Genomic DNA, 13,459 nt, shown 5'->3' on the forward strand with positions numbered 1-13,459 from the left:
CCCCGGCGCCCCGGCTGCGCCCGAATGCCCGGGCGCGCCCGAAGCGGCGGTCCCGGGAACCGGCCGCCCCGATGCCAGCGGGCCGGTGGGGGTCAGTCCCCCAGGGCCGTGCCCACCGCCCGGGCGGCCTCAATCCACTCGTGGTCCGGTGGCACGAACTTGATTCGCCCCGCCACGTTCTTCAGCGGCACCAGCTCGGTACCGGCGCCGCCCCGATCGGCAACCATGACCCCGAAGTGGTCGTCAGCGATCGCCTTGGCGCCGGCCACTCCCAGGCGAGTGCCCAGCAGGCGGTCGGCGGCATTGGGGATACCGCCGCGCTGGACGTAGCCGAGGATGGACACGCGGGCCTCCAGGCCGGTTGCGGCTTCAAGCTGCTCGGCCAGGGTGAGGGTGTTGGCACGGTGCGCCGCCTCCAAAGCCTTGACGCCCTTCTTGGCCGTGGCTTTGAGCTCGGGAGTTTTAGCAGCCTTGACCAACGCCTGGGCGTTGGCCAGTTCGGCGGCGTCGGCCTGGCTCAGGGCGCCTTCGGCGACGGCGACCACGGAGAAGGTCGAGCCGTAGGAGCGACGGCGCTCAATCCTCTCGGCAATGGCCTCAACCGAATAGGGGATCTCAGGCAGCAGAATGACGTCGGCTCCGCCCGCAATACCCGCGCCCAGGGCCAGCCAGCCGGCGCGGTGGCCCATAATCTCGGTGAGGATAATGCGGTGGTGGGAGTGGGCCGTGGAGTGGAGCCGATCGACGGCCTCAGTGGCTATCTCCAGGGCGGTGGAGAATCCGAAGGAGGTGTCGGTCTCCACAATGTCATTGTCAATGGTCTTGGGCAGGTGGATGACGTTCAGTCCCGCATCCAGTAGGCGCTTAGCGTTCTTCGCGGTGCCGCCTCCTCCCAGGCACACCAAGGCGTCGAGCTCATCCTTCTCATAGTTCTCCACAATGGTGGGGATCATGTCGCGGACCTCGCCGTCGACCACCATGCGGTGAACCTTGTCCCGGCTGGTGCCCAGCATGGTGCCGCCAATGGTGAGGATGCCCGACAATGCGGCGCCGTCGAGTTCGATGAACCGGTTCTCCGCCAGGCCCCGCATGCCATCGCGGAAACCGATGAGTGACCAGCCGTAGTCCCGAATCGCCGCTTTGCCGAACCCGCGAATGGCCGCGTTGAGTCCAGGGGCGTCTCCGCCCGCCGTGAGAATACCGATGCGCTTCGTTGCCATGGTCACAGTATGCCGCGCTTCGCCCTGGCGCACTGGCGGTCCGGGATACCTACTCCCGATCCGGACACGCGGTCCCGGACGCGTGGTCAACGCCTTGCCCGCAACCGGTAGTATGGGCTGCCGTGCCTCTTGACTCCATCGGCGGCCTCCGGGAACCCCGGGAACAAGACCGCCGGTGGCGCTGTTGAGAGGGTCGGTGTCGTTGCCACAGGCCCGGCACCGATGCGGTTGAGCAGCGAGGAAGGCAGGCAGCATGGCAGACCGGGCACTGCGGGGCATGACCATTGGCGCGAAGTCCATGGAGTCCGAGGACGGCGTCGAGTTCGCCGCCAGGATGAAAGTCACCTACGAGTGCCCGTTGGGTCATGTCACCATCATCCCCATGTCCACCGAGGCGGAGGTTCCCCCCACCTGGGAGTGCCCCGAGTGCGGGCAGGCCGCCGCCCTGCGCGGCGAGGAGGACCCTGAGCCCGAGGAACCGAAGAAGGCCCCCCGCACGCACTGGGACATGCTCCTGGAGCGTCGTGAGATTGACGAGCTCAAGGTGCTCCTCGACGAGCGCCTGGAAATGCTTCACAGCGGCGAGATCTACCGCCAGCGCTTCTAGGGCGGTTGAAAACAGCCGTGGCGACGAGAGTCAGGAGCCCGGCGACCCAGAACTGTGGCCACCAAACGACCAGGTGCCACCAGCCCCGGACGCTGATCGGCCCAGCCCACACCCTGGGCAGCGCCTGAATGGCGGGGACCAGTCCGTAGAGCAGGGATCCAGTGCCTACGCCTATGCCGAAAAGGAGGTACAAACAGCGCGGGATGTATCGGCCGACCGGGGCGACGATGAGGTAGGCCCAGGCGATCCATCCCAGCTTGAACAAGGCGGTCGCCAGGACGAGGGCCACGATCCAGGTGGGGCGTGCGCGGGCGAGCTCGACACCGCGGTCCTGCACCGCAGTGTCCACGAGCCACATGCCGCCGAGGCCCCAGTAGAGACTGATACCGGCGAAGGGCAGCAGCCAAGCCATCACCATTGTGGCCGGCAGGTTGGCCTGGGGCCGGTAGCTCCATCGTTTGGCGGTCATGTTCCTCACCGACTGCCTAAGAGGCTGCGCCGGTAGGGGCGGCTGGGGTGGCGTCGATGTGATGCATGAAATGCCTCCTGACTCCTGACACTTAGGTCGGGGTTTAGTGTGCCAGCGGCTGCTGAAGTGTGGCCAGGATTCCGCGTGCGTCGGGGGTGAGCTGGGGATGAGCGGTCAGGGTGTGGCCGTTGATGGTGATGTCGACGCGACGCAAGGGCGCCAGGGTAAGGCCGGCGGCAGCGCCCGCCGTCTCACCGCCTGGGCCGGCGGCGGGGTGAGGCCTTTCGCCGGTCGGCGGCATTGCGCAGCTGCCGGGCCAGGTACCCGACTCCCCCGGCGATTTGCCCGCCGCGCTTGGCCAGGCCCCAGCGGGTCACCAGGCCCAGTTCCTCGGTGATAATAGAGCCGGAGAGTTTGGAAACCCCGGCCTCCCGCTCCACGAAGGTGATGGGCATCTCGACAATGCGACCGCCAATATCGTCAACAAGCTTGGTCATATTGACCTGGAAGCCGTATCCCAGGGCCTCGACCTTGCTCAGGTCCATGCGGCGCAGAATGGCCGCCCGGTAGATGCGGAAGCCGGCAGTGGCGTCCTTGACGCGCATGCCCAGCATGGCGTTGATATAAAGGTTCCCGGCGCGCGAAAGCGCTACGCGCTTGGCGTCCCAGCCCTCGGTGGCGCCGCCGGAGACCCAGCGCGAGCCTACAACCAGATCGGGAGCGTCGGCCATCTCAGCGCGCTGGATGAGCAGGGCGAGGTCCTGGGGGCGGTGGGACCCGTCGGCGTCCATCTCGCAGATGAGTTCGTAACCGCTGGCCAGTGCCCAGGAGAAGCCGGCCATGTAAGCCGGACCCAGGCCGTTCTTCTCGGTTCGATGCAGAACGTGGATGTGGTCGTCTTGCTCGGCGCGGGAGTCGGCCAAGGTGCCGGTGCCATCGGGAGAGCCGTCATCAACGACCAATACATCAGCCTGGGGGGCATGCTCACGCACGCCGTCCAGGACCTGGGGCAGAGACTCGATCTCGTTGTAGGTGGGAATGACGACGAGTGCCTTCACAGCGTTTTCTCCTGGTGTGGTGGTCAACGGCGACGCCGCTACCGGTCCTGGCCCCGGCGTGTGCGCACAATGTCGACGATACCGGCCGCGAGCAGAACCAGCCCGCCGAGGCGCAGGGCGAGTCCCGGAACGGGCCCGAGACGGTCGGCAATAGTGGTCGAGGTGCGCAGGGGGACCTCGGCAACGAGTGCCGACTGGGTATAGGGGGTGAGGGAGTGCTCAATGACCCCCTCCGGCGAAATGACGGCGGTCAGGCCGACGGTGGAGACCTGAACAACGCTGCGCCCGTGGACGACGGCCTGGACCTGCCCCTGGGCAAGCTGCTGGGCGGCCTCGGAGGAGTCCAGGAAGGAGGCGTTGTTGGTGGGGATGACAATGACCTGGCCGCCCTGGAGGACCCCGGCGCGCAGAATCTCGTCATAGGAGACCTCGAAGCAGATGCCCATGGCCAGGGGCACATCGCGCCCCTGGGTGGTGGCGTGGATGGTGAGAGTGGAGGGCCCCCGGCCGGGGGCCATGTCGGTGCCAATGCGGTCCACCTGGGTGGTGACGTGCCGCAGCTGGTCGCGCAGGGGCACGTATTCGGCGAAGGGCACGGGGAGGTGCTTGCGGTAGTAGTCGCCCGCGCCCTGGCCGGGGGTCCAGACGACCATGTCGTTGTAGCGCAGCCCGCCCTCGAACAGAACGGCCCCGACCAGCACCTGGGTGCCCGCACTCTGGGCGGCCCTCTCAGCCAGGGCCGCCGAAGCGGGGAAGCGGCGCGGATCGAGGTCGGCGGCGTTCTCCGGCCAGATGACCACGTCGAGATTACCGGCGCCGACCTCGGCCGCCAGCTGCTCGGTGGCCCGAGTGTGGTTGGAGGTAACCTCCAGGGCCCGATTAAAAGCATCCTCGAAGTCCTCGGCGACATTGCCCTGCACGGCGCCGACGCGCAAAGTCCCATTCTCGGCGTGCGAGCCTATGGGCAAGGCGGCCGGGGCGACGACCACGACCCCGGCCGCGGCCGCCGCGCCCAGGACCGCCAGGGTGCGGCGGCCGCGCGCCAGACGGATGGCCTCGGCCAGGCAGGCCCCGGACAGGGCGACCGCCAAAGACAGGCCGACAGAGCCGCCGTAGGCGGCCAGCGGCAGCGGGGGGGCTTGGGCCATGGCGTAGGCCAGGCGCCCGAAGGGGAAGCCGCCCCAGGGCCAGGTTGAGCGCAACTCCTCGACGGCGCACCACAGCACCGCGAAGGCGCAGACTCGCCAGGCCACGGCACCGCGCCCTCCGTTCAGGCGCCGGTGGCGGCTCACCAGCGCCCAGGCGGCGCCGAGCAGGGTCAGGTACAGGGATTCAACGAGGGTCAGAGCCACCCAGCCCACGAGGTTGCCCATGGCCACCGCCGTGAAGTGCAGCAGCGGGGTGAAGAAACCGACACCATAGGCCAGGCCCGCGCCCACCCCGGCCCAGGCGCCGCGCCCGGCTGCCACCAGGGGCAGGACGGCCACGCCGACAGGCGCCAGCCACCACAGGTCCGCGGGAGGGAAAGCGGCCCAGAGCACCAGGCCTCCAGTTCCAGCGACCAGGGCCCGCACCGCCGCGCCTTTAACGGCTCCCGGCCACCACCCGCGCCCGCGCTTCACAGCCCCGACCACGCCACCACCCCCCGGTTGACGTCCAGGCAGGCCTGGGAGGCTCGCAGTGCCAGTTCGCCCAGGACGGCGCGTTCGGCCGGCGGCGCCTCCGGTGGGGGGCTCAGGGCGGCCAGCTGGGTCAGAACGTCAAGAAGTTGCTTGCACCAGCGCACGAAGTCCCCCGCGGTCAGTTCGGCGTCCTGAAGGACTTCGGCCAGGTCGGCGCCCTCGCACCAGGCGCGCACCGCCCCGGCCAGGGCGGGCTCGGCCCCGGAGGAGGCCTCGGTGCGGGCCATGGCCTCCAAGTCGTTAATGTGCCGCGAGACCGCGAGCTCCTCACGCAGGGCGCCTCCCAGGCGCGATCCGGGTGCCACCGGCAAGCCCAGCCCCGGAGCGGCGGCCCGTGGTTCGTAGACGCAGGCGCTCACGGCCCCGGCAAGCTCGGCGGCCTCCAGGTGCTGCCAGATGTCCTGATGCAGGCACTCGGCAATGAGCAGGTCGCGCTCGGCGTAAATGCGGGCCAGCAGCATCCCGGCCCGGGTGACCCGCAACTCGCGCTCGGGGTGGCCGCGCTCAGCCGGCTCCAGGTACCCCAACTCCAGGAGGACCTCGCTGACGGCGTCGAAGAGTCGGGCGATAGTGCCGGTGCTGGCCTCTATGCGCGTCTGCAGGTGCTCTAAGGCGGCCAGAGTCTTGGTCCACCGGCGCCCAATGCGAGCGTGCTCCTCACGGTCGGGGCAGGCGTGGCAGGGGTGGGTGCGCATTTCATGGCGCAGTGCCTCCAGGCGCTCAGCTGTGGCGGTCCCGGCGTCCTGCCCGCGCGCCCGGCGTATGACGCCCTTGTCCAGGGCCCCCGAGCGCAGCGCCTCCAGGAGACGTCCGACCAGCCGGTCGCGGTCTTTGGGGCGGCGCGCGTCCACGGTGGCGGCCACGTGCAGGGAGCCCACGCGCAGCACCCCGTCGGGGCAGGTGTCCGGGGTCAGGGTCACCACCCGGGAATCCTCACCCAGGACGGTCAGGGTCGGGCTGGCGCTGTGGTCCTCGCCCCGCTCCAAAACCACGCCGTGTTTGAGGCGGCGCCCCTTGCGGTAGACGACTACCTCCCCGCGCTCCAGGGCGCTCATCTGGGCGCGGGTGGCGCTCGCCCGAGCCTGGCGACGCTCGTGAGACAAGTCGTTCTCGGTGTCGGCAATGGCCTGGCGCAGGCGCGCGTAGGTGCGGAAGTCGCCCAGGTGGCAGGTCATCTGCTCCTCCAGGGCCTCCAGGGCTCGACGTTTCCTGCGGGCCTGGGCGGCGAGCTCGACCACGCCGCGGTCGGCCTGGAACTGGGCGAAGGAGGACTCCAGGATCTCCCGGGCTCGAGCCCGGGTGGTGCGGCCCAGGAGGTTGACGGCCATGTTGTAGGTGGGGCGGAAGGCGGAGACCAGTGGGTAGGTGCGCCGAGAGGCCAGGGAGGAGACGAAGGAGGGTTCAACATTGTCGGCGGCCAGAACCACGGCGTGGCCCTCGACGTCAATGCCCCGCCGCCCGGCCCGACCGGTGAGCTGGGTGTACTCCCCGGGGGTGAGTGTCACGTGCGCAGAACCATTCCACTTGCGCAAGGATTCGAGCACAACGGTTCTTGCGGGCATATTGATGCCCAAGGCCAGGGTCTCGGTGGCGTAGACGACCTTGACCAGGCCCGCGCTGAAAAGCTCTTCGACTGTCTCCTTGAACACGGGCAGCAGTCCGGCGTGGTGGGCGGCCACGCCCCGTTCCAGGGCGTCGACCCAGACGTGGAAGCCGAGCACGCCCAGGTCCGATCGCGGAATCTGGGCGGTGCGGCGCTCAATGATCTCCCTAATGCGCCGGACTTCGTCCTCGGTGGTCAGGTCCGCTCCCCCGCCCACCACTTGGGCGACCGCCTGCTCGCAGCCAGCCCGGGAGAAGACGAAGACAATGGCGGGCAGCAGGTGAGCGGACTCCAGGGCCCCCAGGACGCTCAACCGTGAGGGCGGGCGCAGGCGGGCGGTGCGCGCCCCGCCCTGGCCGCGTCGTAGCGCACGCGCCTGCGGCCGCGCGCCGCGCCTCCAGGGGCCCGGCCCGTTTGAGCCGCCCCCGGGGCGCTTGGTTGCCCGGTCCTCTCCGGCGGCGGCCCGCCGCGCGCTCTTAACGGCTTCAATGAGCTTGGGGTTCAGGGGCGGGGCGTCGTCGTCGGGGTGCCCCTGGTCGGGCAGGGTGTAGAGGGGCAGGAGGCGGCGGCCCACCATCATGTGCTGGGTGAGGGGTACGGGGCGGTGCTCGGAGACGACCACGGCGGTCCTGCCGCGTACCTGACCAAGCCATTGCCCGAACTCCTCGGCGTTGGAAACCGTCGCGGACAAGGAGACCACCTGGACTTCGGGGGCCAGGTGGATAATGACCTCCTCCCACACCGGTCCCCGGAAGCGGTCCGCCAGGTAGTGAACCTCGTCCATGACCACGAAGCCGAGGCCCGTCAGCGCTGTTGAACCGGAGTAGAGCATGTTGCGCAAGACCTCCGTGGTCATGACGACCACCTGCGCGTGCGGGTTGACTGAGGTATCCCCGGTGAGAAGACCGACTCTCTCCTGCCCGTGGCGGGCGCACAAGTCGAGGTACTTCTGGTTGGACAGGGCCTTAATGGGCGTGGTGTAGAAGGTCTTGAGGCCTCGAGACAGGCCCAGGTGGACGGCGAACTCACCAACCACTGTCTTGCCGGCGCCCGTGGGGGCCGCTACTAGCACGCCCTCCCCGCGTTCCAGCGCCCGGCAGCCGGCTTCCTGGAACTCATCCAGGGGGAAGGGGTAGCCCTGGGAGAAGTGGGCCAGCTCGGTGCGGGCGGCGGCCTGACGACGACGTGCGGCGGCGAAGCGCTCGGCGGGTGAGCTCATGAGCACACCCTACGTGTGCCCCAAGGCCCCCTGATGCGTCACCGCTCCGACCAGATGCGGGCCGGGTGAGCCCTACTGGGCGGCGGGCAGGAGCACCCGCACCGCCCCGGGGGCGGCCCGTAGGCGCAGCGGCAGGTGCTCCAGGGGCTCGCCGTCGGCGAAGGCGAGGGGCGGGCGGCGCAGCCAGTGCGCGTCCCCGGCCCAGGGCTCAATGACGATCGCGCGGGTGCGCTCGTGGTGGACGGCCGGGTGGTCCAGGTGCTTCCCGACGAAGATGCGCCGCACCAGGCGCCCCAGGGATAGGCGCCCCACCGGGTCCAGGTGCAGCACGTCAAGCAGCCCGTCGCTGGTGTCCGCGGTCGGCGCCAACTCCATGCCACCGCCTATGTAGCGGGTGTTGGCCACTGCCAGCACCAGGGCGGGGCCCGCCCAGGTGCCCGAGTCAGTGGTCACGCGGTAGCCGAAGGGGCGCAGGATGGCGAGCTCGGGCAGGACGGCGGCCAGGTAGCGGCCCTCGCCGTGGGGCCACACCAAGGCGTTGGCCCGGGCGTTGATCTGGGCGTCAATGCCGATGCCGACCGTGGCCATGCACCACTCGTGCTCGTCGGGCACACGGGTTCCGTCGGGGCGGGTGACGTGGATGGCGTCGCAGGCCTCAATGCGGCCTTGGCCGCGCAGGGCGGCGTCAATAATGTCGGCGGCGGCTTCGACGTCCCGGGCGGGCAAGCCGAAGTGCCGGGCGACGTCATTGCCGGTCCCGGTGGCAATAATGCCCATGGGCACGTCCGTTTGGGCGACGACGTCGAGCCCCAGATGGACCATGCCGTCCCCGCCGACCACGACCAGGGCGTCAATGCCCTCCCCCAGCAGGTCGGTGGCGGCCTGACGACTGGTGTCGTAACAGGTGGAGGTGGCTACCAGCAGGTCGTGCCCGCGGCGCACCAGGGCGCCGCGGGCCAGATCCTCGGCGCTGCGGTGGCGGCCGTGACCGGAGGCGGGGTTGGAGACAAGACCGAGCTTCATCGTTCAGGGTTCAGGTGGTTCGGGGGACGGCCGGGGAGCCTCAGGCCTGGTCCTTGCCGGCCTGAGGCTCCCCGGCGGGGGTTGAGGCGGGCAGGGCGGGCGCCTTGGGGGCCAGGGCGGCGTCCAGGGCCGCATCCTCCTCGGCGCGCCTCTTGGCCACATGTTTGTCGTGGCGGATGGAGAGGAAGCAGGCCAGGAAGTACAGGCCGGTAATGGGCAGGGCCATAAAGATCATGGACCAGGGGTCGGGCAGGGGGTTCGCGAAGGCCATGAAAGTGAAAATGAGCAGCACCGCCCAGCGCCACCCCTTGAGCATGGTCGTGCCCTTCATCAAACCCAGCCGGTTGAGGGCCACAAGCAGCTCGGGCAGGAGGAAGGCGATGCCGAAGACCAGCACCAGGCGCATGACGAAGGACAGGTAAAGACCGGCCCCAATGATCCCCGCGGTGGGGCCGGTGGGGATGAAACTGGTCAAAATGGCCACCGCATGCGGCATGATCCAGATGCCCAAGGCGGCGCCGGCCAGGAAGAGCAGTAGGCCCACAGTGCCGTAGGCCCAGGCGTAAATCTTCTCCTTCTTCGTCATGCCCGGGCCCACAAAAGCCCAGAACTCGTACATCCACACCGGGGAGGCGAAGAAGACGCCCAGCCAAATAGACACCTTGAGCTTCATGTCGAAGGAGGCCAGGATTGTGTCGAAGTTCAGTGTCAGGTTGGCGCCGTTGGCGTTGGCGGCGTTAATCGGCCGGGTAATGAAGGAGAAGACCGGCTCGTAGACCATGTAGCCGACGATCGCCATAATGAGCACGGCTAGGGCGGAGATGAAAAGCCGATTGCGCAGCTCGCGCAGGTGGTCCCCAATGGACATGCGCGCCTCTGGGTTGTCCCTGCGACTCGTCTTTGAGATCTTGGGCAGGTGCGGCACGACGCTCCTCCTGGTTCGTCTGTTGTACGGGCGGGGCCGCGTGGGAGCCACCCGTCCGTGAATGGTCAGGGCCTCACTGTTGGGCGGAGCCGTCGCCGCCCTGCTGGGGGGCGACCTGACCCTCCTGAGTGGGCTGGGTGTAGTAGGTGCCCTGCTGGGGCTGCTGGATCTGGGCCGGAGGAGGGGTCTGGGCGGGCTCGTCCTCGCGGAGCTCCTTGATCTCCTTCTTGAAGACCTTCATCGATTTGCCAATGCTGCCGGCAATCTCGGGGAGCTTGCCGGCCCCGAAAATGAGCAGGACGAGGACGAGCAGGACGACGATATGGGTCGGTGAGAACTTCACAGCACTACTCCTAATCTAAGGACGTGGCTCGATGAGACGGGGTAGAGTCTAACGTCCGCCCGAGGATGCCCCGTCATGGCGTTCGTCGCGTTCCACCGTCGGCGTAGGGTCGTGCACGGCGGCATCGGCTTCCAGGGCGCGCCGGGCCCTGGAGGCGGCGGCCGCGGCCAGCCCGGGCGGCTCGACGGACAGAAGATGCCGTCCGGCGGAGAGGACCAGGCCCTCCAGCCAGGCCTGGTCCCGGCCGGTGACCGTGGCCCGGATAGTGCCCCGGGGGGTGTGCTCGACGGCGTCGCAGGGAACTTGCTCAACCAGCCAGCGCCCGGTGGGGGCCAAGGTGAGTGTGGCGGTCACAGCGGTGGGGGCCGCAGGGCGTCCCGTGGCACGGTGGCCGGTCGCCGGTGCTGCCAGGACCTGGGCGGCCAGCACCCGATCAAGACGAAAGGTCCTCTCGGCGCCGGCGCTCAGGCACCAGGCCCGCAGCCACAGGTGGGAGCCGTCGCTGAACAGGGCGACCGGGTCGACATCACGCTCGGAGTGCTCGTCGGTGGCCGAGACGTAAGACAGGTGGAGACGACGACGCTCATTGAGGGCCCGCCGCACGGCGGCCAGGATTGCCCGACTCACTCCTGCCCGCCCGGCCGGGGGCTCGGGCCGATCCTGGGCCTCCTGAGGAGGCCCGCCCAACGCAACCTCCAGTGCCGCGGCGGCCTCGTCCATGGTGGTGGCGGCTCCCGAATCGGCCGCCAGCAGATTGCGCAGGACCCGCAGGCTCAGCAACAGGGAGACCGCCTCCTGCCGTGACAGCCTCACCGGCAGGTCGAGCCCTTGGGGCTCACGCAGGCTCAGGCGCCCGGATTCGAAGGCCTCGGCGTCGAAGTCCACCAGCTGGTCGGGCATGCCGCCGGGCAGCCCTGCCACCCACAGGGTTTCAATGTCGCGGCGGATAGTGGCGCCACTGACATCGAAGTGGGCGGCCGCCTGATCAATGGTGGCGCCGTCGTGCTCGGCCACCCAGGCGGTCAGGGCCAGGAGTCGCACGAGGCGCTCAGAGGAGGGGCGGCGAGCCATTAGTCCCACCCCAGTGCGGCGGCGCCCCGCAGGTGGGCCAGGACCGCCTGGCGCAGATCGGTCGGCTTTAGGACGACGACGGCCTCACCCAACGCCGCCAGGGTGCCGGCGAAGCTGAAGGGATCGGTGTAAGTCACGGCAATGGCCTGCCTTCCGGCACGGGCGGCCCGCCGGCGGGCCCAGGCGGGGGCGTCCTCGGCGCGCCGGCGCAGGCCCAGGGCACGCCCGGGCAGCACCGCCAGAACAGCGGTGCTGGAGCCCGGCGCACTGTGGTGCGCCGGGGCGAAGGCGCCGGCCCGGCCGTGGACGGTCACCTCGCCGAGGATCCGGGCCAGGCGGAAGCGGCGCGGAGCGCCCACAGCGGTATCCACCCCGTCGAGGTACCAGGCGCCCTCCACCATGGTCAAACGGTGCGGCTCGACACTGCGGGCCCGCGTTGTGCCCGAGTGGGAGGAGACGTAATCGAAGGTGACGCGCCGGCGCTCCTCGACGGCGGACACCAGGGCGGCGGGGAGCTCATTGCCGGCCAGGTCCACGGTGAGGTCGGGCAGGGCCCACGATGGGTCCTCGCCGCCCAGGGCGGCAACGGCCCGCAGCTTGGTCAGGGCCTGCCGGGCGACTCCCGGCAGGGAGCCGTCACGCCAGGCCGAGGCGGCCAGGGCCAGGGCGGCGGCGTGCTGGGCGCTTAGGCGGACCGGGGGCATGGCGTAGTCCTCCTCAGCCAGCCGGTAGCGGGTCTCCTCCCCCGTCCCCGAGACGCTCAGCACAATCCCCAGGCTGCGCAGGACCTCCTTGTCGCGCTCGAACATGCGGCGGGCCGAGGCCGCGGCGCCGGGCCCGTAGCCGGCGACCGTGCCCAGGATCTGGGTGACCGTCAACCCGGTGCCGGTAGAGCGCAGCGCAAGCAGAAGATTGACCTGGCGCTCCTCGGCGGGGATCGTGGACCGGCTCACAGCGCACAGCGTATGCGCTCGGGGCCCGCCTCCGCAGCGCCCCGCACATCCCATGGTCGTCTATGGTTGCCGCCATGATGTGGCGCGACGGACAGGTCCTGGCCCTGCGGCGCACCTGGGGGGCGGCGGGCCGGCGCTGCGCCGAGTTGGAGGCGCGCCTGACCCGCGCGCCGGATGGTGCGGCGCGCCTGCTGCCCGGCCATAGGATTGACGCCGTCGCCTATGAGTCCCTCACGGGCGTGCCCGGTATCGGGGAGCTTGTGCGCCTAGAGGTCTCGGCCCTGGACCGCGGGCTGGGCACCGGGGGGCACGCCATGGTCACCGCCCGCCTAGACGTCCTGCCCGAGGACCCGCCGCGCCAGGGTCACCTGGTCAAGGTCCGCTACATGCCCGACCAGGTCATGGTCACCGGTGTCGACGAGCAGGACACCCCCCACCACCGGCTGCTGGCCGCCCCCTTGGGGGAGCTTACCCTGGCCGGAGCGCCCGTTATTGTCGCCGACCTGCACTCCAGTTTGCCCGCCATCCTGGCCGGGCTCGGTTCCCCCCTGCCCGCAGGGGGCTCGGGCATTGAACCGGCTGAGCCCCTGCCGCGCACCGTCTACGTCATGAGCGACGGCGGGGCCCTGCCCCTGCCCTATTCGCGCACGGTGGCGGCCCTGCGCGACAGGGGGTGGCTGGCCGGGACCGTGACCGCGGGTCAGGCCTGGGGCGGAGACGTGGAGGCCGTCAGTGTCCACAACGCCCTACTGGCGGCCCGCCACGTGCTCGGCGCGCAGGTGGTCGTCCTCATCCAGGGGCCCGGCAACCTGGGCACCGACACGCCTTGGGGTTTCTCCGGGGTGGCCTGCGGGGACGCTATTAACGCCATTGACACCCTGGGGGGCCGGGCCGTGGCCTGCCTGCGCGTCTCCCAAGCCGACCCGCGCCCCCGCCACCGGGGGGTGTCCCACCACTCCATGACCGCTTACAGCCAGGTGGCGTTGGCCGGAGCCGATGTGGTCGTGCCCGACCTGGGCGGCGACCTGGGGATCCAGGTGCGCGAGCAGGCCCAGCAGATCTGCTCCCCACGCGAGCGTGGGAAGCGCCACCGCCTGGTCGAGGTGCCCCTGGGCGGTCTCATGGAGGCGCTGCACCGCGCGGAGGCCGCCACCGGCGTGCGCCTGTCCACCATGGGCCGCAGCCTGGAGGCGGACCCCGCCGCCTTCCTGGCCGCCGCCGCCGCCGGGCGCCACGCCCGCGCCCTATTGGAGGACGGGCTCTGAACATGCGCCCGCCCCAACCCG

The 13,459-nt window shown here is 70.0% G+C and carries 11 protein-coding genes; 2 read left to right on the top strand and 9 right to left on the bottom strand.

Going from position 1 to position 13,459, the window contains the following annotated elements; translation table 11 throughout:
- Positions 1–92: 92 nt before the first annotated feature.
- On the bottom strand, positions 93–1,220 hold the full coding sequence (locus EUC46_RS01060) for a 6-phosphofructokinase (RefSeq protein ID WP_128772325.1): 1,128 nt from the start codon (positions 1,218–1,220) through the stop codon (positions 93–95).
- 253 nt (positions 1,221–1,473) lie between these two features.
- Between EUC46_RS01060 and EUC46_RS01065 the strand changes: the two genes are divergently transcribed.
- On the top strand, positions 1,474–1,827 hold the full coding sequence (locus EUC46_RS01065) for an RNA polymerase-binding protein RbpA (protein WP_128772326.1): 354 nt from the start codon (positions 1,474–1,476) through the stop codon (positions 1,825–1,827).
- A 720-nt stretch (positions 1,828–2,547) separates the two neighbouring features.
- On the opposite strand, the gene EUC46_RS01075 is transcribed toward EUC46_RS01065, so the two are convergent.
- From EUC46_RS01075 to EUC46_RS01110, 8 genes are all read right to left on the bottom strand, one after another.
- Entirely contained in the window at positions 2,548–3,354 is an 807-nt protein-coding gene (locus EUC46_RS01075; protein ID WP_128772328.1) for a polyprenol monophosphomannose synthase, read from the bottom strand.
- 38 nt (positions 3,355–3,392) lie between these two features.
- Positions 3,393–4,895, bottom strand: a complete 1,503-nt coding sequence (gene lnt / locus EUC46_RS01080; protein ID WP_338324448.1) for an apolipoprotein N-acyltransferase — start codon at positions 4,893–4,895, stop codon at positions 3,393–3,395.
- A gap of 77 nt (positions 4,896–4,972) precedes the next feature.
- Positions 4,973–7,858 (bottom strand): DEAD/DEAH box helicase, encoded by a 2,886-nt coding sequence (locus tag EUC46_RS01085; protein WP_128772329.1) that lies wholly within the window; start codon positions 7,856–7,858, stop codon positions 4,973–4,975.
- A 72-nt stretch (positions 7,859–7,930) separates the two neighbouring features.
- A complete protein-coding gene (locus EUC46_RS01090) occupies positions 7,931–8,881 on the bottom strand; it encodes a diacylglycerol/lipid kinase family protein (RefSeq protein ID WP_128772330.1) in 951 nt (316 codons plus the stop codon).
- 40 nt (positions 8,882–8,921) lie between these two features.
- On the bottom strand, positions 8,922–9,806 hold the full coding sequence (gene tatC / locus EUC46_RS01095) for a twin-arginine translocase subunit TatC (protein ID WP_128772331.1): 885 nt from the start codon (positions 9,804–9,806) through the stop codon (positions 8,922–8,924).
- Positions 9,807–9,879: 73 nt separating this feature from the next.
- Complete coding sequence (gene tatA, locus EUC46_RS01100; RefSeq protein ID WP_128772332.1) at positions 9,880–10,149, bottom strand: twin-arginine translocase TatA/TatE family subunit; 270 nt, start codon at positions 10,147–10,149, stop codon at positions 9,880–9,882.
- Positions 10,150–10,197: 48 nt separating this feature from the next.
- Positions 10,198–11,220 carry a helix-turn-helix transcriptional regulator gene (locus EUC46_RS01105; RefSeq protein ID WP_128772333.1) on the bottom strand — a complete coding sequence of 341 codons (1,023 nt, stop codon included), beginning with the start codon at positions 11,218–11,220 and terminating at the stop codon, positions 10,198–10,200.
- A complete protein-coding gene (locus EUC46_RS01110) occupies positions 11,220–12,173 on the bottom strand; it encodes a helix-turn-helix transcriptional regulator (RefSeq protein WP_241655312.1) in 954 nt (317 codons plus the stop codon). The genes EUC46_RS01105 and EUC46_RS01110 overlap by 1 nt, the downstream gene beginning before the upstream one ends.
- Before the next feature lie 74 nt (positions 12,174–12,247).
- On the opposite strand from EUC46_RS01110, the gene EUC46_RS01115 reads away from it, so the two are divergent.
- Positions 12,248–13,438, top strand: coding sequence for a DUF3866 family protein (locus EUC46_RS01115; protein WP_128772335.1), 1,191 nt, complete (start codon positions 12,248–12,250; stop codon positions 13,436–13,438).
- The last annotated feature ends 21 nt before the right edge of the window (positions 13,439–13,459 follow it).

The sequence above is a fragment of the Actinomyces oricola genome (genome assembly GCF_004104015.1).
Lineage (GTDB): Bacteria > Actinomycetota > Actinomycetes > Actinomycetales > Actinomycetaceae > Actinomyces > Actinomyces oricola.